Here is a 19,512-nt window from a genome sequence, read left to right on the forward strand (position 1 = left end):
GGCGGGCGGTCAGGCGTTCAGGGGTGCGGCCACTCCAGTTTGCCGGTGGCCCATTTGCTCGGCGCGACCACCACGTAGGCGCCCTTCTGTATCTGGCGCAAGACCATGGGCTTGGCGATGTTCTTGCCGGTCGCGTCGAAGCGGATGTTGCCGTAGAAGGTCTGCATGTCGGTCGCGGCGATGGCGTCGCGCACCTTCTTCGGGTCCAGCGAGCCGGCGCGATGGATGGCGTCGGCGTAGATCTCCACCGCCGCCGAGGACTCGGCCGCCTGGTACGGCGGCACGTAGCCGTAGGTCTTTTCGAACAATTTGGCGTAATCGGCGGCGCTGCCGAAGAGGTTGTCGCGATAGGTCATGGTGGGCGCCCACTGCGAGGCGCACAGCGTGCCCTCGGCGTGATGGCCGAACTTCTCCTGATCGGTGATCTGCGCGGACTCGCAGTGCGTCAGCGCGACCATGGGCACCTTGACCTTCATTTCCGGCATCTGCCGCGTCACCAGCGCGGCCCCCTTGGAGTGCCCGGAGGCGACGAGGATGTCGGGACGCAGGGCGCGCACCTTGACCAGGGTGGCCGTCATGTCGCTGAGGTCGCGCGGGAACTTGTCATCGACCACGATCTTCATGCCGTAGGACTTGGCGTTTTCCAGCACCCCGGCGCGGATATCCTGCGAGAAGGGGTCATTTTCGGTGGCCACGGCGACGCGCACGTCGGAGGGCTTCCTGCCCTGCTTCTCGGCCTGCTCGGCGGCGAGGTTGATCGCCTCCTGCAGGTACTGCTCGGAGGTGGAGAGCACGGCGAAGAGGTATTTGTAGCCCTTGTCGAACAGCGCGCGCGAGGCGCCGTTGGCCTCGATCATGGGCACCTGATACATCTCGGTGACCGGCGCGATGGCCTTGGTCAGGCCGGAGCTGTACGGCCCGAGCATGAAGCGCACGCCGTCGCGCTTGATCAGGCGTTCGGCCAGCTCGGCGGCGCGCGCGGGCGTGGATTCGTCATCGTAGTACTGCACCGCGATGTTGTAGGTTTTGTCGCCGACCTTGACTCCTCCGTGCTGGTTGATGCGGGCCACGGCGAGGTCGTAGCCGCGCTTGGTGTGGGTGCCGGCGGTGGAGTATTTGCCGGTAAGCGAGACGGCGGCGCCAAGCACGATGGTGCCGTCGGCGGCGAAGGCTCCGCCAGCAGCGAGCAAGCCGGCAACGAGCGCCAGACCCTTGGTGAGTGGGTTCATGGTTTTCTCCCCCTGGTCGATGGTCGAGCCGCTGACAGCGGCTTCTTCTGCTTCTGTGTTCCGTTTATATAGCACGCGCGCGGCGCGCCGACCGGACCTCAGGCTGCGCCAGCCGACGGCATGCGCCACAGCGTGGCGCCGACCAGGATCAGCAGCGCGAACAGCAGCAGGCTGTAGGGCACCCAGCCGGCGTGCTCGTAGACCACGCCGGGCAGATAGGAGCCGACGGCGCCGCCGCTGTAGTAGCTGGACACGTACAGTCCGTTGACCAGGCCCTTGCGACGCGTTTCAAGGTGGTTGAGATAGGCGGAAAGCACACTGTGCAGGGTGAACATGCCGGCGGCGAACACGAACATACCGAAGTAGACCCAGGGCAGCCCGCCGAAGGCGAGCATCGACAACCCGACGAGATACACCGCGCAGCCGGCGAGCAGGGTGCGCCGCTCGCCGCCGAGGCGGCGGATGAGCCACAGCGAGGACAGCGGCACGACGACGCCGACGAGGTAGCCGGCGTAGACCCAGGCGACCGCGCCCTGGGTGATGCCGGGGTCGAGCTGGTGCATGCGAAACGGCAGGAAGTTCATCATCGCGGCGAACACGAAGAACAGCAGAAAGGCCGCCGCGAAGCCCAGCCGGTTGACCGGCCGCGCGATCAGCGCGCGCACCTCCGGCCAGCGCACGCGGCCGAGATCGGCGCGCGGGTCGGTGGCCAGCCAGCGCGTCGACAGCAGCGCCAGCGCGGCCAGCGCGGACCACATCCAGAACGCGGCCTGCCAGTCCAGGTAGCTGGCGACCACGCCGGAGAAGGTGCGCCCGCTGAAGCCGCCGACGATGGTGGCGGCGATGTAGAGGGTGATCGCGCGGCGCGCGCCGGCCGGGCCGCCGATGGCGGAGCTGTAGGTCATCAGCGCGGTGAGCACGGCGGGCAGGATGAGGCCCTCCAGGCCACGCAGCAGCAGAAAGGCACCGTAGCCTGGCCCCTGCGCGAGCACGAACTGCACCGCGGTGAGCACGCCGAGACCGAGCACCAGCAGGCGGCGGGCGGAGACGCGTTCAAGGACGTAGCCGTAGACCAGCGGCGCGACCGCCAGCGGGGTCATGGTGACGGTGGTGAGCAGGGCGACGTCCGCCGGGCTGACGCCCCATTGGCGCGCGAACAGCGGCAACAGGGCCTGATGCTCGTAGAGAATCGCCACCGACACCACGGTGCAGTACAGCACGATGAGACTGTTGCGCAGGCGCATGGGCGGGCGACTTTTCACGACGGCGGAAGCGATCGCGTCACGATAGCGGCCGGCGGCACCGCCGGCAATCGCCGGCCGCTGCCGCCGGCGCGACAAGGCCGGCGCTTCCCGCCGACACCGACGATGCCGGATAATGGCCTCTTTTCGACAGGGAGCGAAGCGTGAAATTCAGCGTCGACGAATTCCGCCGGTGGCCGCACAAGCGCGTCACCCTGATCGGCATGTCGGGGGTGGGCAAGACCTACCTGTCGTCGCTGCTGCGCGAGCACGACTGGTTCCACTACGCCGGCGACTACCGCATCGGCACGCGTTATCTGGACGAGGCGATCCTCGACATGATCAAGGCGCAGGCGATGCAGGTGCCCTTTCTGCGCGACCTGCTGCGCAAGGACTGGATCTACATCCGCAACAACATCAAGATCACCGATCCCGGCCCGGTGCTGTCGTTCGTCGGCAAGCTCGGCAATCCGGACCTCGGCGGCGTCGAGCTGGAGGATTTCCACCGCCGCCAGGCGGCCTACCGCGAGGGCGAGATCCGCGCGATGTACGACGTGCCGGACTTCATCGACAAGGCGCAGCGGATCTACGGCTACCGGCATTTCGTCAACGACGTCGGCGGCTCGCTGTGCGAGCTGGACGAACCCGGCGTGATCGACCTGCTGGTGGAGCACACGCTGATGCTCTACATCAAGGTCACCGACCAGGACGAGGAGGACACCCTGATCCGCCGCGCCCAGGAGGCGCCCAAGCCGCTGTACTATCGGCGCGAGTTCCTGGAGGCGCAACTGGCCGAATACCTCGCCGAGCACGGCCTGGAGTATGCCGCGCAGATGGACCCCGACGATTTCACGCGCTGGATCTTCCCGCGCCTGTTCCGCTCGCGCCTGCCGCGCTACGAGGCGCTGGCGCGCCACGGCTACACGGTAACCTCGAAGGAGGTCGCCGCCGTGCGCGACGAGCAGGACTTCCTCGCTCTGCTCGAAACGGCGATCGCGAGGGGCTGAGGGTGCCGATCGTCGCCCACAACGGCCTGCCGACCTTCGAACGCCTGCGCGCCGAGGGGCTGGGCATCCTGTCGCCGCACCGCGCGCGCAACCAGGACATCCGCGAGCTGCACATCGGCCTGCTCAACATGATGCCGGACAAGGCGCTGGCCGCCACCGAGCGCCAGTTCCTGCGGCTGGTGGCGCAGAGCAACCCGATCGCGCAGTTCTACGTGCACCCCTTCACGCTGGACGAGCTGCCGCGCGGCGAGGACGCGCGCGAGCACATCGCGCGCTACTACGAGCGCTTCGAGGACCTGCGCGAGCAGGGGCTGGACGCGCTGATCATCACCGGCGCCAACGTGACCGGGCCGGAGCTGTCGACCCAGCCGTTCTGGGAGCCGCTGAGCCAGGTGATCGAATGGGCCTGGGGAAACGTGACCTCGACGCTGTGCTCCTGCCTCGCCACCCACGCGGTGCTGGAGCGGCGCCACGGCCAGCGCCGCCAGCCGCGGCCGGCGAAGATCTGGGGCGTGTTCCCGCACCGCGTGATCGACCCCGGGCACCCGCTGGTGGACGGCATCAACACGCGCTTCGACGTGCCGCATTCGCGCTGGAACGCGGTATCGCGGGTGCAGTTCCGTGAGGCCGGGCTGCGCGTGCTGGCGGAAAGCGAGGAGATCGGGGTGCATCTGGCGACGAGCGCGGACGGCATCCGCTTCGTGTTCTTCCAGGGCCACCCGGAGTACGACACGATCTCGCTGCTCAAGGAGTACAAGCGCGAGCTGCGCCGCTACGCCACCGGCGAGCTCGACGCCTACCCGCCGTTCGTGGCGAACTACTTCGACAACTGGTCGCAGGCGGTGCTGCGCGAGTATCGCGCGCGCCTGGAACAGGCCCGGCGCGCCGGCGAGGCGGCGCCGCCGCTGCCCGAGGCCCTGCTGGTGCCGCGTCTGGACAACACCTGGCACGACACCGCCGAGGCGGTGGTCGGCAACTGGATGGGGCTCGTCTACCAGCTCACCGACCGCGACCGCCGCAAGCCCTTCATGGCCGGCATCGATCCGCAGAACCCGCTCGCCGGGCTGCGCGGCTGAGCGCCGACGGGCTCAATCGGAGTCGTCCGCGCGCGCGGCGACCTCGAATTCCGCGGCGGTCAGTCGGCGGGTCTCCTCGGTCAAGGGGCCGAGCGGCTCGATCTCGGTGTCCGCCGCCACGGTCTTGAGGTCGCGGAACTTGCGCGCGCTGGGCAGCACGCGGCGTTCCAGCGTCCCCACCGATTTGTTGTAGGCATCCACTGCCTGGTCGAGCCGGCTGCCGACCGCCTCCCAATGCTTCGCCAGCGTGGCGATGCGGTCGTACAGCTCCTTGCCGAGCGCGGCGACCTCGACCGCGTTGCGCGCCATCGCCTCCTGCCGCCAGCCGTAGGCGACCGCCTTGAGCAGGGCGATCAGGGTGGTCGGGCTGGCGGGGATCACCCGCTGCTCGGCACCGTATTCGATCAGGCCGGGATCCTGCGCCAGCGCGGCGGAGAAGAAGGCCTCGCCGGGCACGAACATGACCACGAATTCCGGCGACGGATCGAACTGTTCGAAGTAGCTCTTGCGGCCGAGCTGGCCGATATGGGTGCGTACCTGCTGCGCGTGGCGCAGCAACGCCGCGTCGCGCGTGACCTCGTCGGCCGCCTCCACCGCGGTCAGATAGGCGTCGACCGGCGCCTTGGCGTCGACCACGATGCGCCGCCCGCCCGGCAGCCTGACGATCATATCCGGCCGCAGGCGTCCCGCCTCCGTATTCTGATTGACCTGCTCCTCGAAGTCGCAGTGCTCCAGCATGCCGGCCATCTCGACCACGCGCTTGAGCTGGACCTCGCCCCAGCGGCCGCGCGCGGCCGGTTGGCGCAACGCCTTGACCAGATTCGCGGTCTCCGCGTGCAGCTGCGGCAGGTGGTGCTTGAGCAGGGATTGGAGCTGCTGGTCGAGCGCGCTGTAGGCCGCCACGCGCGATTTCTCCAGCTCGCCCAGGGTGCCGTCGACCTTGGTCAGCGATTCGCGGATCGGCCGGGTCAGCTCCTCGATCGCCTTCTGGCGCTGTTCCAGATCGGACTGCGCACCCTGCTGGAAGCGCTTGAGGTTCTCCTGCGCCAGACGCAGGAAGGATTCGTTGTTGTGCTTGAGGGCGTCGGAAGACAGCGCCTTGAAGGCATCCGCCAGCTTGACGCGGGCCTCTTCCAGCAGGGCGAGCTTCTCCGCCGAGCCGCGCCGCTCCTGGGTCAGGCGTTCGCGCAGCTCGGCCAGATCGCGCTGCAGCTCGTTGGTCAGCTCGCGCTCGGCATCCAGCGCCGCCGTGCGCCCCTGCAGTTCCGCGAGCAGCTCGGCCACCCGGCGCCGCTCGCCCTCGCTGCGCCCGGCGAGCTCGGCGTAGTTGCGCTCGCGTTCGATCAGGCGTTCGTGCAGCTCGTTACGCTGGCGCTCCGACTCGGCGAGCGCCGGACGCAGTTCCTCCACCCGCGTCTCGGTGGCCTCAAGACGCGACTGCAGCAGTCGGCGCGTACCGATGGCGAACAGGTGGCGCAAGAGCCAGCCCGCGGCCAGGCAGGCAGCGACTACGGCTGCGAGATACCAGGGTTCCTCCACGATCACGACCTCCCTTGCGGCCCGGGTTAGCGAGTGGCTCCCGTGCCGAGTATGTACGAATCGCCGTCCGATGCAGCCCGTCACTGATCGGCGACAGCCCCGTTCGCCGGTGACCGGTGCGCCAGCGCATACGCCACCTGCCCGGCGCGCTGCTGGCGAGCGAACGTCAGGCCCGGCGGCAGCATGGGCGCCGCATGCGTGGACGGATACTCCAGATAGACCGCTGCGCCGGGCTTCAGCCAGCCGCCCTCGGCCAGCGCCGCGAGCGACGGCTCCAGCAAGGCCTGCGCGAAAGGCGGATCCAGAAACACGATGTCGAACGGCGTCGGCTCGCCTCGCAGATAAGCCTCCGCCGAGCGGTTCACGACCTGCACGGGCGCGTCGAGGCGCGCGGCATTGCCGGCGAGTCCGGCCGCAACATGCGGCGAGACCTCCACCATCACGACCTCCGCGGCACCGCGCGAGGCCGCCTCGAAACCCAGCGCGCCGCTGCCGGCGAACAGGTCCAGGCAGCGACTGCCCGGCAACGACCACTGCAGCCAGTTGAACAGGGTCTCGCGCACGCGGTCGGCGGTCGGCCGCAGGCCGGGCGCATCGGGAAATTCGATACGCCGGCCTCGCCAGCGGCCACCGATGATGCGCAGCCGATTGTCCGCCCCGCGTCTGCCACCCGGTGCCATTCAAACGCTCCCTTCGCCGCCCTGCCGCCCGCCTTGTCCGGCACGTTGCGGATTACGCCGGCGGCGCGCTCCTGCTAGCATGTGCATGCTGTTCCTCTTCTATCACCCGGCCGGGATGCCGCCCATTATGTTCGGTTTCACCAGACGCAAGAAGTCACCGGATCAGGATACCCCCGAAAACGCGCAGCCGTCCGCGACCGACGACGGCGAATCCGGCCGCGCATCCGACGCCGCGGTGCCAGAACCACCGGCGCCCGCGCAGGCGCCCGCCCGCGGCGGCCTGCTGTCGCGCCTGCGCGAGGGCCTGTCCAAGACCGGGCGCGGCCTGACCGGCGGCGTCGCCTCGCTGGTGCTGGGCCGCAAGGCGATCGACGATGCCCTGCTGGAGGAACTCGAAACCCGCCTGCTGATGGCAGACGTCGGCATCGAGGCCACCACGCGCATCATCGACGACCTCACCGCGCGCGTCCGCCGCAAGCAGCTCGGCGATGCCGAGGCCCTGTTCGCGGCGCTGCACGAAAACATGACCGAAATCCTGCGGCCGGTGACGCAGCCGCTGGTCGTCGACGCGAGCCGGCACCCCTACGTGATCCTGATGGTGGGCATCAACGGCGCCGGCAAGACCACCACCATCGGCAAACTGGCCAAGCATCTGCAGGGCCAAGGCAAGTCAGTCCTGCTCGCCGCCGGCGACACCTTCCGCGCCGCCGCGGTCGAACAGCTGCAGGCCTGGGGCGCGCGCAACGAGGTACAGGTAATCGCCCAGGGCAGCGGCGCGGACAGCGCCTCGGTGATCTTCGACGGCCTGCAGGCCGCGCGGGCGCGCGGCATCGACGTGCTCATCGCGGACACCGCGGGACGCCTGCACACGCAGACCAACCTCATGGACGAGCTGCGCAAGGTCAAGCGCGTGATCGCCAAGCTCGATTCCGATGCGCCACACGAGATCATGCTGGTGGTCGACGCCGGCATCGGGCAGAACGCGCTGATCCAGGCACGCGAATTCCACAACGCGCTGGGGCTGACCGGCATTACGGTCACCAAGCTGGACGGCACCGCCAAGGGCGGCATCCTGTTCGCGATCGCCCAGCAGATCGGCATTCCGATCCGTTTCATCGGCGTCGGCGAGGCCGTCGACGACCTGCGCACCTTCGAGGCCGGCGAATTCGTCTCGGCCCTGTTGGCGGAGCAAGCCACGACAGACGAATAGGGCGCATGATCTTCCTGCAACATGTCGGCAAGCGTTACACGACCGGCCAGGAGGCCCTGGCCGACGTGAGCCTGGAACTCGACGCCGGGGAAATGGCCTTTCTGACCGGCCACTCCGGCGCCGGCAAGAGCACCCTGCTCAAGCTGATCGCCATGATCGAACGGCCGTCCCGCGGTCAGATCGTGGTCAACGGCCGCAATCTGAACAGCATCGGCAACCGCCACATTCCCTACTACCGCCGCCAGATCGGCATGATCTTCCAGGACCACCACCTGTTGCACGACCGCAGCGTGGGTGACAACGTGGCCCTGCCGCTGGTCATCGCCGGCCTGCGCCATGCCGAAATCCTGCGCCGCGTGCGCGCCGCGCTGGACAAGGTCGGCCTGCTGCACAAGGAACGCGCGCTGCCGATCACGCTGTCGACCGGCGAGCAGCAGCGTGTGGGCATCGCCCGCGCGGTGGTCAACAAGCCGCCGATCCTGCTCGCCGACGAACCCACCGGCAACCTCGATCCCGAGCTGTCGCTGGAAATCATGAGTCTGTTCGACGAATTCAATCGCGTCGGCGTCACGGTGCTGGTCGCGAGCCACGATCACGAGCTGATTCGCATCATGGACAGGCGCGTGATCGGTCTCTACGCGGGCCGCCTGGAAAACGACCCCACGCACGCGGTACCGCACCGATGATCGGCCGCCCCGCACGCAGGCGCCCACGCCCGGCGGCGACGGCGAACAAGCCGAAGCCCGCGAAGACGCGCATCGCCCGGCGTGCCGCCGACAGCCACACCCGCCCCGGCGCCTGGCTGCTCAACCATGCGCGCGCGCTGTTTTTCAGCCTCGGCAAGCTCTATCGCAATCCCATGGCCAGCGCCATGACCGTGGCCGTGATCGGTATCGCGCTCGCCCTGCCCGCCGGCCTGTACGTGGTGCTGACCAATATCGAGCAGGTGGCCGGCAGTTGGGACAGGGGCGTGCAGGTGACGCTGTATCTCAAGTCCGGCACCTCGGATCAGGCCATGACCACTTTGGCCGAACGGTTGCAGACCGACCCGCGCATCGCACGCGTGAAAACGGTCACGCCCGCGCAAGGTCTGTCCGAGCTCGCCCAGTCGGCCGGGTTTGGCGACGCCCTCGACGCCCTGCCGGATAACCCGCTGCCACCGGTGGTCATCGTCTACCCGCACCTGCAGGGACACCAGGCTGCGCAGATACGCGCCCTGCAGCACGATCTGGCGGCCCGCCCTGATGTTGCGGACGCGCAGCTGAATCTGGCCTGGGTGGAACGGCTCTACGCCATCGTCACCATCGCGCAACGCACCGTCTGGGTGGTCGGCGGCATGCTCGCGCTGGCGGTGCTGCTGGTGGTCGGCAACACCATTCGGCTCGACATCCTCAATCGCCGCCAGGAAATCGAGGTCGCCAAGCTGATCGGCGCCACCAATGCCTTCATCCGCCGCCCATTCCTTTACGGCGGCTTCTGGCTGGGACTGCTTGGCGGCCTGCTTGCCCTGGTCGTACTGACGCTCTCCCTCTGGCTGCTGGCCGGCCCCGTCAACCATCTGGCCGGACTCTACGACAGCCGTTACGTCCTCACCGGGCTGGATCTCGGCGCCAGCCTGCGGCTGCTGCTGTTGAGCATCGCGTTCGGACTCGGCGGCTCATGGCTGGCCGTCGGCAGGCATTTGCGCGACATCGAGCCCAGTTGAGGGCACGCGGGTTGACCCCGGTCAGGGACCGGCAACGCATTTGGGATGTATAATGTTGGTGTGGAAAGGGGGCATGGGGCTTGAAATGACCGAGAACCACCCCCATTGAGTCTGGTCGAACCGTTTGGCAACCCAGTTCGGACCCGTGCCGAAGGATGAACGAATCGATGAACAATTCACTGGCCACCGTCAATAGCACTGCTCTGCCCAGCCTCAACGCCGGCAGCCTGGAGAGCTATATCGCGGCCGTTTACCGTCTGCCCGTGCTCTCCGCCGAGGACGAGCGCACCCTCGCGCGCCGTCTGCACCAGCAGAACGACCTCGAGGCCGCGCGCAGGCTGGTGCTGCACAATCTGCGCTTCGTTGTTCAGGTCGCTCGCGGCTACCGCGGCTACGGCCTGCCGCTCGGCGACCTGATCCAGGAAGGCAACATCGGCCTGATGAAGGCGGTCAAGCGCTTCAACCCCGAGATGGGCGTGCGCTTGGTTTCCTTCGCGGTGCACTGGATTCGCGCCGAGATACATGAGTTTATTCTGCGCAACTGGCGCATCGTGAAGGTGGCGACCACCAAGGCGCAGCGCAAGCTGTTCTTCAACCTCCGCGGCGCCAAAAAACGCCTCGGCTGGCTGAATCAGGACGAGGTGGAAACCGTCGCGCGCGACTTGGGCGTCAGCCCGCGCGAAGTGATGGAAATGGAGTCGCGCCTGTCGAACCAGGACACGGCCTTCGATCCGGAGCCCAGCGACGGCGAGGACAAGACCTTCTCGCCCTCCGCCTACCTCACCGATGATCGTCCCGATCCCGCCATGCAGCTGGAGGAAGAGGACTGGCAGATGCACCACGAAGCGCGCCTGCAGGCCGCGATGTCCGAACTCGACCCTCGCAGCCTGGACATCGTTCGCCGCCGCTGGCTGAACGAACCGAAGGCCACGCTGCATGAGCTGGCAGACGAATACCAGGTGTCAGCGGAGCGCATCCGGCAGATCGAAAACAATGCCCTGCGCAAGCTCAAGGGCGCAGTCGCCGCCTGAAGCACGGGCGCAAAACGGGAAACCGAGCGAGAGAACGACGCCCGCCGCTTGGCGGGCGTTTTGCCTATGGATGTGCCGCACTAACGACCGCCTACAGCCAATAGGCGAACAATACGGACAGAAAACTTGCCCAGCTCAGCGCGATCAGCGCCACGATGATCACCAGCGGTATGTTCTGTTTGTTCATACTCCCCCCCGTTTTTCGATTATCTCGCTCTGCGGTCGATTGCCGCCCTTGGTTTCACGCGCGCGGCTTGCCGCGGCGCGCCGCATTGCCCGGCATCCGCGGGTCGTCGTCGTCCATCAACATGCGTTGCGGCGGACCTTCCAGGTCGTCGTACTGCCCGCTCCTGACCGTCCAGAGAAACGCGGCGATGGCGATAATGGCCAACAGTACGGCGATCGGCAGCAACAGATAGAGTATTGTCATACCGCTTCCTCCCGCCCGCGCCCGTGATCCCCCGGCAGATCGCGCAGTCGCAGCGCGTTCATGACCACCACCAGCGAGCTTGCCGACATGCCGATCGCCGCCATCCACGGTGCAATCCATCCAGCCGCAGCCAACGGCACCGCAAACAGATTGTAGCCCACCGCCCAGGCCAGATTCTGTCTCACGATGCGCTGACAGCGCCGGGCTACGTCGACCGCCTGAGGCAGACGCTCCAGACGATCGCTCAGCAACACCATGTCGGCGCTGGCATGCGCCAGCTGCGCGCCCGCCGACAATGCGATCGAAACATCGGCACCCGCCAGCACCGGCGCGTCATTGATGCCATCGCCGATCATGGCAACGGTCGCACCGCCGGTCTGCAAGCGCCGCAGCGCATCGAGTTTGCCAGCCGGCGCAAGGTCGCCGATTGCGTCGTCGATTCCGATACGCCCCGCCACCTCGGCAACCGCAGGCTGATTGTCTCCACTGTACACATGCACCTTGATCCCCCGTGCCCGCAGGGCCGTGACTGCGGCAGCCACGCCGGGGCGCAGGCGGTCGCGCAGGCGGAACGCGGCCAGCACCCGGACTTCGTCGGCCAGCCAGACGATCATGTCTCCCTCTCCGTCCGCGTCGCTGGCCAGCGGCAAGACGCCCGTTTCCTCACCCGCCACCCATGCGGGACGTCCTATGCGCATGCGTCTGCCTTCGATCACCCCGGCCACGCCGAAGCCGGGTTCAGCCGCCAGGCCCTCGACCGTCATCGTCGTGGTCACATAGGCCTTGAAGGCCTGCGCGACGGGATGACCGGAATCTCGTTCGAGCGCGGCCGCCCACTGCAGGCAACGCTCGACGTCCTCACCCTCGGCCACGTCAACGACCACCAGTTCGGGCCGGCCATATGTCAACGTGCCGGTCTTGTCGAACACAACGTCACTGGTTTTCGACAGCGCTTCCAGTACATGCCCGCGCGCGGCCAGCAGGCCCAGCCGGCTCATGGTGCCCGTCGCGGCCGTCAGCGCGGCCGGCATCGCCAGCGAGAGCGCACACGGACAGGTGACGACCAGTACCGACAGTGTCACCCAGAACGCCCGCTCCGGATCGTGCCCGTACCAAAAGGCGAAGACCAAAATCGCCGTCAGCAGCAGGCCGGCCACGAATCCGCCCGCCACGTGGTCGGCCATCACGGCCAAACGCGGCTTTTCGGATAGCGCCCGGTCAAGCAGGCGCAGGATCGCGGAGAGCGTACTGTCGGGACCCACGGCGGTCACGCTGACCGTGATCGGACTCTCCACATTGATCGCGCCGCCCAACACGATATCGCCCGACACACGCCGATGAGGCATGTGCTCGCCGGTCAGCAGCGATTCGTCGACGCTGCTGGTGCCCTCGATCACCCGGCCGTCGGCAGGTATGGATTCGCCGGCACGCACGCGCACGCGATCACCCACGCATAGCTCCGAGGCGGCGATGCGTTCTTCGCCTCCCTCCGCATCCAGTCGGCGCGCCATGGCCGGCTTGAGACGGACCAGCGCTTCAGCTGTCTGTCCGGCGCGATGTCGCGCGAGCATTTCCAGAAATCGCCCGACCAGCAGGAAAAACACGAACATGGTGACCGAATCGAAGTACACCTCGCCGGTCCCCGAGAGGGTGGCCCAGGTGCTGGCGGCGTATGCGGCGGAGACGGCCAGCGCGACCGGAACGTCCATGCCCAGAGTGCGACGGCGCAGATCGCGCCAGGCTGCGGCGAAGAAACCGCGTGAGGCATAGAAGACCACCGGCGTGGCGAAGGCGAAGCTGATCCAGCGCAGCAGGCTGCGCGTGTCGGCCGTCATGCCGCCATGATCGCCGGCGTACAAGCCGATGGCCACCATCATCACCTGCATCATGCCGATACCCGCCACGGCAATCTGCTTGAGCATGCGTGCGCGCTCGAGCTGGTACATGTCCGCCTGACGGCTGGGATCGAAAGGGTGTGCGCGATAACCGATGGCTGCGATCGCCGCCAGCACGTCGCTCAGCTTGGTACGGCTCTCATCCCAGCGCAGCCGCGCGCGGTGCGTGGTGTAGTTGACGTTGAAATCGACCACGCCGGGCAATTCCTTGACGTGCCGCTCGCTGAGCCAGGCGCAGGCGGCACAGACGATGCCCTCCAGAATCAGTGCCGCTTCGCGCTGCTCGCCCTGGCCGCGCACGAAGCTCCGCTGAACCTCCGGCCGGTCGTAGAGCGCCAGTTCCGACAACGCCTCCGGCACCAGATCGCGCTGCCCTTCCGGCCTGGCCGTGCGATAGCGGTAATAATCCTCCAGCCCACCTTCGACGATCGCGCTGGCGACCGCGGCGCAACCCGGACAGCACATCTCGCGCCTTTCGCCAAGCACGACGGTCCGATAATCACTGCCGTGCGGAACCGGCAGACCGCAGTGGTAGCACGTCGGCTCGCCATGTCCGGCAGGCGGGTGGCTGATATCCTGTGGCCTGGCGTTCATCGAAGCTCCGGCGAGGACGCGGCATCAGCCGCCTTGTGCGGCGGTCGCAGGCTCGACGACGGTCAGGCCGTGCGACTCGTACACATCCGGTCCGCGCCGGATGTCGAGCAACAGTTCCCAACTGCCGGGATAGGGCAGGGAAACGCTGGCCTGGTAAAGGCCGGGTTCGACTTCATGCATGGTGAAGGCACGATCGTCATCCTCGTTTGAGGGGCGCATGAAACGCCCGCCGATACGTGCGGCTGACACCGGCCGGCCCTCGCGGTCGCTGACCTTGACCTGAAAGACCTCCTCGCGCCCGGCCACGGGAACCTCCAGGAATCCCTTGCGCAACGTCCAACCAAGCTGTTTCTGCGCCTCGCGGGCCGCCAGATACCTCGCGTAATCCTCGGCCTTGTCCTGGTAATCATGCGGCACCGTACCGGGGAAATCCGATCTGACCGCCACATCCTTGCCGGCGGACGGCAGCAACCAGGCGGCGGTGTTCGGCGAAACGCCGTTTTCCGCGAAATTGATGATCACGGCGTCCACAAACGCCACGATTCCGAGAAAGATCACGATGGTGGCCGGCGCCCAGTTGAACCAACGCTTGCCCATATGCAGCTCACGGTGCCCCTCCCAGTGCGTGGTGATGATGCTCAGACCGTAGGGGGTCAACAGGTATAGCGCGAGATGGATCGCCAGTACGTCGAGACCCTGCCAATAGAGGATCGCAAAGGGCGTGTAGGCGAGCAGGACGAGCACCGCGACGATCAAGCCCACCTGCTTGCCGCGCAGCCGGGTGAGACGATAGAGCAGCACGTAGGCGGCAAATGCGAGTCCCACGCCGATGGCCAGCGTACTCACCAGATCATGAGTCAAGACTTGATCGTCCATGCGCCCTACCTCGTGTAGAACTGCGTCGGCAACAATAGCGCCGCGGGTGCGCCACGCCCCTCGGGCGTCAGCCGGAAACTGAAGGGTATCCGCTTGGGATCGCTCGCCTTCGCCGCATACCGCAGTTTGACATAAACGGTGCGGCTGGCCTCCGGCGCCAGGATCATTTCCGCGCCGGGCTGAACCTCCAGCCGTGCCCCTGCGAGTCCCTGAATACCGACGCGCAGGGTCAGACGTTGCGTGGACGTGTTGTTGACGACGATGGCATAGCCGTTCTGGATGCTGCCGTCCGACAGTGTCACCGTCAGCGGCTGACGCGTCTGCTGCACACTCGCGTCGAAGGCGGCGCGCGTCGCCACGCTACCGATCAACAGCACCACCGCTGCGGTCAGCGCCAGTCCGTAGCCCACGGTCTTGAGCTTGAGAAAGCGGGTACGTCCGCCTGCGAGCGCGCGCTCGGAGGTGTATCGTATCAAGCCCGATGGCCATCCCAGGTTGCGCATGATGCCGTTGCAGGCATCCACGCACAGGGCGCAGTGTATGCATTCCACCTGCAGTCCATTGCGGATATCGATGCCGGTGGGGCAGACCTGTACGCAATACCCACAATCGATGCAGTCGCCATGACCGGCCGCCTGACGTGCCTCGCGCGACTTCAGCTCCCGCGTCACCTTGCGACGTCCACCCTCGCCTTCTCCGCGAGACCGGTCGTAACTCACGATCAAGGTGTCACGGTCGAACATCACGCTCTGGAATCGCGCGTAGGGGCACATGTAGGTACAAACCTGCTCGCGCGCCAAACCGGCGAATATATAGGTGGTCGCCATCAGCAGGAACGTGGTCGCATATGCTGCAAAGGGCGCCTGCAGCTGGAAAAACGACAGCGCCAACCCGGGCGCGTCCGCCCAGTAAAGGGTGAAGGTCAACCCAGTCCAGAAGGCCACGGCCAGCCACAGCGCGTGTGTCAGGCCGAGTTTCAACACCCGCTCGCCCGTCCAGCCGTGTTCGCGCAGCCGCATACGTGCGGGCCGTTCGCCCTGTATCCATCGTTCAATCAGCAGGTAGACATCGGTCCAGAGCGTTTGAAAGCAGAAGTAGCCGCACCAGACCCTGCCGGCAACCCCGGTCACGAAAAACAACAGCAGGGCCGCTATGACGAGCAGGATCGCCAGCCAGAAGATGTTCTGGGGGAATACCACCAGATCGAACAGATAAAAATGTCGCTCGGGCAGATCGAACAGTACTGCCTGGTGCGGCCCGGCGACGCGCGTCCAGCGCAGCCACGGCAACAGAAAAAACACCCCATAGGCCAATATGAGAATGGCATATTTGATGCCGCGAAACCGCCCCTTTACCGTACGGGGGTAGATTGCGATGCGGCTCTGGTAAGGTTGGGTGGCATGGTCATTCATATCGCACCCGTCTGGTCATCGCCCGCGGCAAGCCACCACCCGGCTCGCGAGGGTCGGCACGCGCGAGTCCGGCACGGCACGGAGCGCGGCGACGCGTACCGCGTTACTGGCCACCCCCAAGCGCATGGACATACACCGCAAGCAACTTGATCTCGGTCTGACTGAGGCGATGATCCCAAGCCGGCATCTGCCGCTGCACGCCATTGTCGATCACGGAGGCGACTGCCGCGACCTTGGCGGTATAACTGCTGGCTCCGGGCACATTCGCGATCGTCCACACCTTGTCGGCAAGGTTAGCCGAACCGACAACACGATTGCCCGTGCCGGCCTTGGTGTGGCAGTAGAAACAACCGCTTTGATCGCTGCGGAACAACTGCGCCCCCCGCTGGATCGCGGCCTCGTTACCACCGGGCGTGCCAGACAAGCTCAGCACGAATTCAGCCAGATCGGTCACTTCGGTCTGCGTGAAGCTGCCCTTGAATGCCGGCATGAAACCATGATGACCGCGCATGATGGTCTCTCGTATGGCGGCCAGGCTGCCGCCCCACAACCAGGCATCGTCGGTCAGGTTAGGGTAGTGGCCGAGCACGCCCTGCCCACCCGCGCCATGGCAGGCCGCACAGTTGTCGCCGAATAGTCGTTTGCCGATTTTCATCGTGAAATCGAGCAGTTGGGGATCGGTTTCCAGCTGCTGCATCGTGGCTTGGGACGCCTTGTCCAGCCAAACTTTCTGCTTCACCGCTTCCGGCCCGGATTGCATGTCATGTACGAATTCGGCCCGCGTGCTCCAGGGCACCGTCGTCTGCTTGCCGTCCGCCTGGGTGTAGGTGACGGTCTCGAAGCCTTTGGTGAAGGTCTTGCCAATCGGCCATGCCGGATACAAAAACCAGTACACGACGGCAAATACCACGGTGCCGTAGAAAGCCCATATCCACCAGCCGGGCAAAGGATTGTTGTACTCCTGAAGATCACCGTCCCAGACATGGCCTGTGGTCTCGACTTCGCCCTCGTCGCCCCTGCCCTTAGGATCACTCATGCTCCGTCCCCCCTGCCCTGCTGCTTGTCCTTGCCGTCTGCACCAGATGCCGGCTCGTCCTCGAAGGGCATGTACCGGTAGGATTCCAGGCGCGCGGTTCGGCGCTTATTGGTATAGGCGTAAATCACGATGCCGATGAAGAGCGGGAACAGCAATCCGAGCAGCGTTGCCTTGTGGCTCGCAAGCTCGACCAGCCATTGCCAGAAATCAGTCACATCCCCTCCGCATCCACAACCCGCTAGCCACGGCTAGCGGAATTTGACGAAATAACCCTCGCCATAGCGATTGAAGTTCACCTCGGTCCCCAGCACCTGCAGATACGCTACCAGGGCGTCCATCTCGGTCAATCGCGACGGCACGCCATCATAGTCGCCCTGCTGGGCCTGCTGGATCAGATTCGCCTGCGCGCGATTGATGTCGAGCATATCCGCCATTCTGGCGCCAAAACGCTTGACGTTGGCATCGTATTCGGCCTTGGTCTCCGAATAGGGCACGCCGACATCGCGCAAGGCGCGCATGCGCGCCGCGATGTGCGCGTAATCAAGATCGTTGCTCAACAGCCAGGGGTAATTGGGCATGATCGACTCCGGCACCACCGAACGTGGCGCGATCAGATGCTGCACCATCCAGGCATTGGAATACTTGCCGCCCACACGCGCCAAATCGGGGCCGGTACGCTTGGAACCCCAGAGAAACGGATGATCGTATTCGGACTCCGCGGCAAGGGAGTAATGCCCGTAGCGCAGCGCCTCGTTACGGAAGGGACGCACCATCTGGGAATGGCAGTAGAAACAGCCTTCACGTTGGTAGATGTCGCGCCCGCGCAGTTCGAGCGGGGTATAGGGATGCACACCCTGCACCGGCTCGACGGTCCCCTTAAGGTAGAACAGGGGCACGATCTCGACCAAACCACCGATGGCTACGACCACCAGGGTCAGGATCACCAGCAGACCGGCATTGGTTTCGATGCTTTCATGTTTCATGATCGTGCCCTCAAACCTTGGCCAGGCCGGCATCGCCCGCCGGTTGCGTCGAACCGCCGTGACGCGCCTCGCGCTTGGCCTGAGCAATGGTCATGCCCAGGTTGTAGACCATCACGAGAACGCCGCTCAGGAAAAAGGCTCCGCCAATCCAGCGCGTAACGTAGGGCTGGTGGAGGAACTCGACGGACTGAACGAAGGTGTAGGCGAGATTGCCGTATTGATCGTAGGCCCGCCACATGAGGCCCTGGCCGATGCCCGCCACCCACATCGCCACGATGTAAAGCACGATGCCGATGGTCGCCAGGAAGAAGTGGATATACACCAGCCGCTGACTGTAAAGCCGCGTATTCCAGAGCGTCGGCACCATATTGTAGAAGGAACCGAAGGTGATCATGGCCACCCAGCCCAATGCGCCGGAGTGCACGTGACCGATGGTCCAGTCGGTGTAATGGGACAGGGCGTTGACGCTCTTGAGCGCCATCATCGGGCCCTCGAAGGTGGACATGCCGTAAAACGACAGTCCAGTTATCAGGAACAACATGATCGGGTCGGTGCGCAGCTTCTCCCAGGCGCCCGACAGCGTCATGATGCCGTTGATCATGCCGCCCCAGGAAGGCATCAGCAGCAGGATCGAAAAGGTTGCCGCCAGCGTGGAGGTCCAGTCCGGCAACGCGGTCCAGTGGAGGTGGTGAGCGCCGACCCACATGTAGAGGAATATCAGCGCCCAGAAGTGCACGATCGACAACCGGTAGGAATAGACCGGCCGGCCGGCCTGCTTGGGCACGAAGTAATACATCATGCCCAGAAAGGCTGCCGTCAGCAGGAAGCCGACCATATTGTGCCCGTACCACCACTGGGTCATGGCGTCCTGAACTCCGGAGAAGAGCGAGTAGGACTTGAAGCAGGTGGGGCAGACGGGGACCGCGAGATTATTGAAGATGTGTAACAGCGCCACGGTGATGATGAATGCCATGTAGAACCAGTTGGCGACATAGATGTGCGGCTGTGAACGCCGACGCAGCGTCTGCAGGAAAACCCACCCGTACACCACCCACACGACAGCGATTGCGATATCGAAGGGCCATTCGAATTCGGCGTACTCACGAGACTGGGTATACCCGAACAGATAGGAAATCACGCCGAGGGCAATGGTGATGTTCCAGCCCCAGAAGGTGAAATTGGCGAGCGTATCGCTGTACAGACGCGTCTGGCAGGTCCGCTGAACCACATAATAGGACGTGGCGAAGAGCGCATTGGCGGCAAAGCCGAACAGCACGCTGCTGGTATGAACCGGACGCAGACGTCCGAAGGCGATTTCCGCAAGACTCAGGTTCAGATGCGGATAGGCCAGTTCGCCCGCTATCCAGACGCCGGCGCTCATCCCGACCACCGCCCACAGCAAGGCCATAAAGGCGAACTTCTTGACGATGTCGAAATTGTATTGTTCGTGCGCCGCGACCCGCATGCCGACCGCAGACGGATCAGCCCCTGCCACGCTGGTGACTGCCATCAGCTCCTCCCCCCCGCAACTTTATCAGCAGTTTTATGGTTTTATTTGAAACTACTCT

General features: G+C 65.6%; 18 protein-coding genes. 6 read left to right on the forward strand and 12 right to left on the reverse strand.

From position 1 onward, the window contains the following. Nucleotides 1–17: 17 nt before the first annotated feature. Both THPRO_RS12190 and THPRO_RS12195 read right to left on the reverse strand, forming a co-directional pair. The gene (locus tag THPRO_RS12190) at nt 18–1,229 is read right to left on the reverse strand and encodes an amino acid ABC transporter substrate-binding protein (RefSeq protein ID WP_038090268.1); all 1,212 of its coding nucleotides are present in this window, start codon (nt 1,227–1,229) and stop codon (nt 18–20) included. A gap of 98 nt (nt 1,230–1,327) precedes the next feature. Beyond that, on the reverse strand, nt 1,328–2,569 hold the full coding sequence (locus THPRO_RS12195) for an MFS transporter (protein WP_052064337.1): 1,242 nt from the start codon (nt 2,567–2,569) through the stop codon (nt 1,328–1,330). 65 nt (nt 2,570–2,634) lie between these two features. Between THPRO_RS12195 and THPRO_RS12200 the strand changes: the two genes are divergently transcribed. Further along, nucleotides 2,635–3,477 carry an ATPase gene (locus THPRO_RS12200; protein ID WP_038090007.1) on the forward strand — a complete coding sequence of 281 codons (843 nt, stop codon included), beginning with the start codon at nt 2,635–2,637 and terminating at the stop codon, nt 3,475–3,477. A gap of 2 nt (nt 3,478–3,479) precedes the next feature. Then, nucleotides 3,480–4,553 (forward strand): homoserine O-succinyltransferase MetA, encoded by a 1,074-nt coding sequence (gene metA / locus THPRO_RS12205; protein WP_038090012.1) that lies wholly within the window; start codon nt 3,480–3,482, stop codon nt 4,551–4,553. Nucleotides 4,554–4,565: 12 nt separating this feature from the next. Here metA and rmuC read toward each other — a convergent pair whose 3' ends face one another. Beyond that, nucleotides 4,566–6,092, reverse strand: a complete 1,527-nt coding sequence (gene rmuC / locus THPRO_RS12210; RefSeq protein WP_236717308.1) for a DNA recombination protein RmuC — start codon at nt 6,090–6,092, stop codon at nt 4,566–4,568. Between the two features lie 80 nt (nt 6,093–6,172). Further along, entirely contained in the window at nt 6,173–6,772 is a 600-nt protein-coding gene (gene rsmD, locus THPRO_RS12215) for a 16S rRNA (guanine(966)-N(2))-methyltransferase RsmD (protein ID WP_038090014.1), read from the reverse strand. A gap of 127 nt (nt 6,773–6,899) precedes the next feature. Here rsmD and ftsY point away from each other — a divergent pair, with 127 nt between their 5' ends. The 4 genes from ftsY (at nt 6,900) to rpoH (ending at nt 10,718) form a co-directional block, all read left to right on the forward strand. Further along, entirely contained in the window at nt 6,900–7,982 is a 1,083-nt protein-coding gene (gene ftsY, locus THPRO_RS12220; RefSeq protein ID WP_082954712.1) for a signal recognition particle-docking protein FtsY, read from the forward strand. A gap of 5 nt (nt 7,983–7,987) precedes the next feature. Further along, on the forward strand, nt 7,988–8,668 hold the full coding sequence (gene ftsE, locus THPRO_RS12225; protein WP_065089697.1) for a cell division ATP-binding protein FtsE: 681 nt from the start codon (nt 7,988–7,990) through the stop codon (nt 8,666–8,668). Beyond that, nucleotides 8,665–9,687 carry a permease-like cell division protein FtsX gene (gene ftsX / locus THPRO_RS12230; protein WP_082954633.1) on the forward strand — a complete coding sequence of 341 codons (1,023 nt, stop codon included), beginning with the start codon at nt 8,665–8,667 and terminating at the stop codon, nt 9,685–9,687. The genes ftsE and ftsX overlap by 4 nt, the downstream gene beginning before the upstream one ends. 167 nt (nt 9,688–9,854) lie before the next feature. Then, on the forward strand, nt 9,855–10,718 hold the full coding sequence (gene rpoH / locus THPRO_RS12235; protein ID WP_038090271.1) for an RNA polymerase sigma factor RpoH: 864 nt from the start codon (nt 9,855–9,857) through the stop codon (nt 10,716–10,718). A gap of 241 nt (nt 10,719–10,959) precedes the next feature. On the opposite strand, the gene ccoS is transcribed toward rpoH, so the two are convergent. From ccoS to ccoN, 8 genes are all read right to left on the reverse strand, one after another. Next, nucleotides 10,960–11,148: a cbb3-type cytochrome oxidase assembly protein CcoS gene (ccoS, locus tag THPRO_RS12240; RefSeq protein WP_038090019.1), complete on the reverse strand. Its 189-nt coding sequence runs from the start codon at nt 11,146–11,148 to the stop codon at nt 10,960–10,962. Then, complete coding sequence (locus THPRO_RS12245; RefSeq protein WP_052064339.1) at nt 11,145–13,637, reverse strand: heavy metal translocating P-type ATPase; 2,493 nt, start codon at nt 13,635–13,637, stop codon at nt 11,145–11,147. The genes ccoS and THPRO_RS12245 overlap by 4 nt, the downstream gene beginning before the upstream one ends. A gap of 24 nt (nt 13,638–13,661) precedes the next feature. Beyond that, nucleotides 13,662–14,513, reverse strand: a complete 852-nt coding sequence (locus THPRO_RS12250) for a FixH family protein (RefSeq protein WP_065089698.1) — start codon at nt 14,511–14,513, stop codon at nt 13,662–13,664. A gap of 5 nt (nt 14,514–14,518) precedes the next feature. After that, a complete protein-coding gene (gene ccoG / locus THPRO_RS12255) occupies nt 14,519–15,925 on the reverse strand; it encodes a cytochrome c oxidase accessory protein CcoG (protein ID WP_038090023.1) in 1,407 nt (468 codons plus the stop codon). A 103-nt stretch (nt 15,926–16,028) separates the two neighbouring features. Beyond that, entirely contained in the window at nt 16,029–16,961 is a 933-nt protein-coding gene (gene ccoP / locus THPRO_RS12260; RefSeq protein ID WP_065089699.1) for a cytochrome-c oxidase, cbb3-type subunit III, read from the reverse strand. Further along, nucleotides 16,958–17,176, reverse strand: coding sequence for a cbb3-type cytochrome oxidase subunit 3 (locus THPRO_RS12265; RefSeq protein ID WP_038090026.1), 219 nt, complete (start codon nt 17,174–17,176; stop codon nt 16,958–16,960). Before THPRO_RS12265 ends, ccoP begins: the two co-directional genes overlap by 4 nt. Before the next feature lie 33 nt (nt 17,177–17,209). Continuing rightward, nucleotides 17,210–17,944 (reverse strand): cytochrome-c oxidase, cbb3-type subunit II, encoded by a 735-nt coding sequence (ccoO, locus tag THPRO_RS12270; protein ID WP_038090030.1) that lies wholly within the window; start codon nt 17,942–17,944, stop codon nt 17,210–17,212. Nucleotides 17,945–17,954: 10 nt separating this feature from the next. Then, nucleotides 17,955–19,457 carry a cytochrome-c oxidase, cbb3-type subunit I gene (gene ccoN / locus THPRO_RS12275; RefSeq protein WP_407922456.1) on the reverse strand — a complete coding sequence of 501 codons (1,503 nt, stop codon included), beginning with the start codon at nt 19,455–19,457 and terminating at the stop codon, nt 17,955–17,957. Nucleotides 19,458–19,512 lie beyond the last annotated feature (55 nt).

It is taken from the genome of Acidihalobacter prosperus (assembly GCF_000754095.2).
GTDB lineage: Bacteria > Pseudomonadota > Gammaproteobacteria > DSM-5130 > Acidihalobacteraceae > Acidihalobacter > Acidihalobacter prosperus.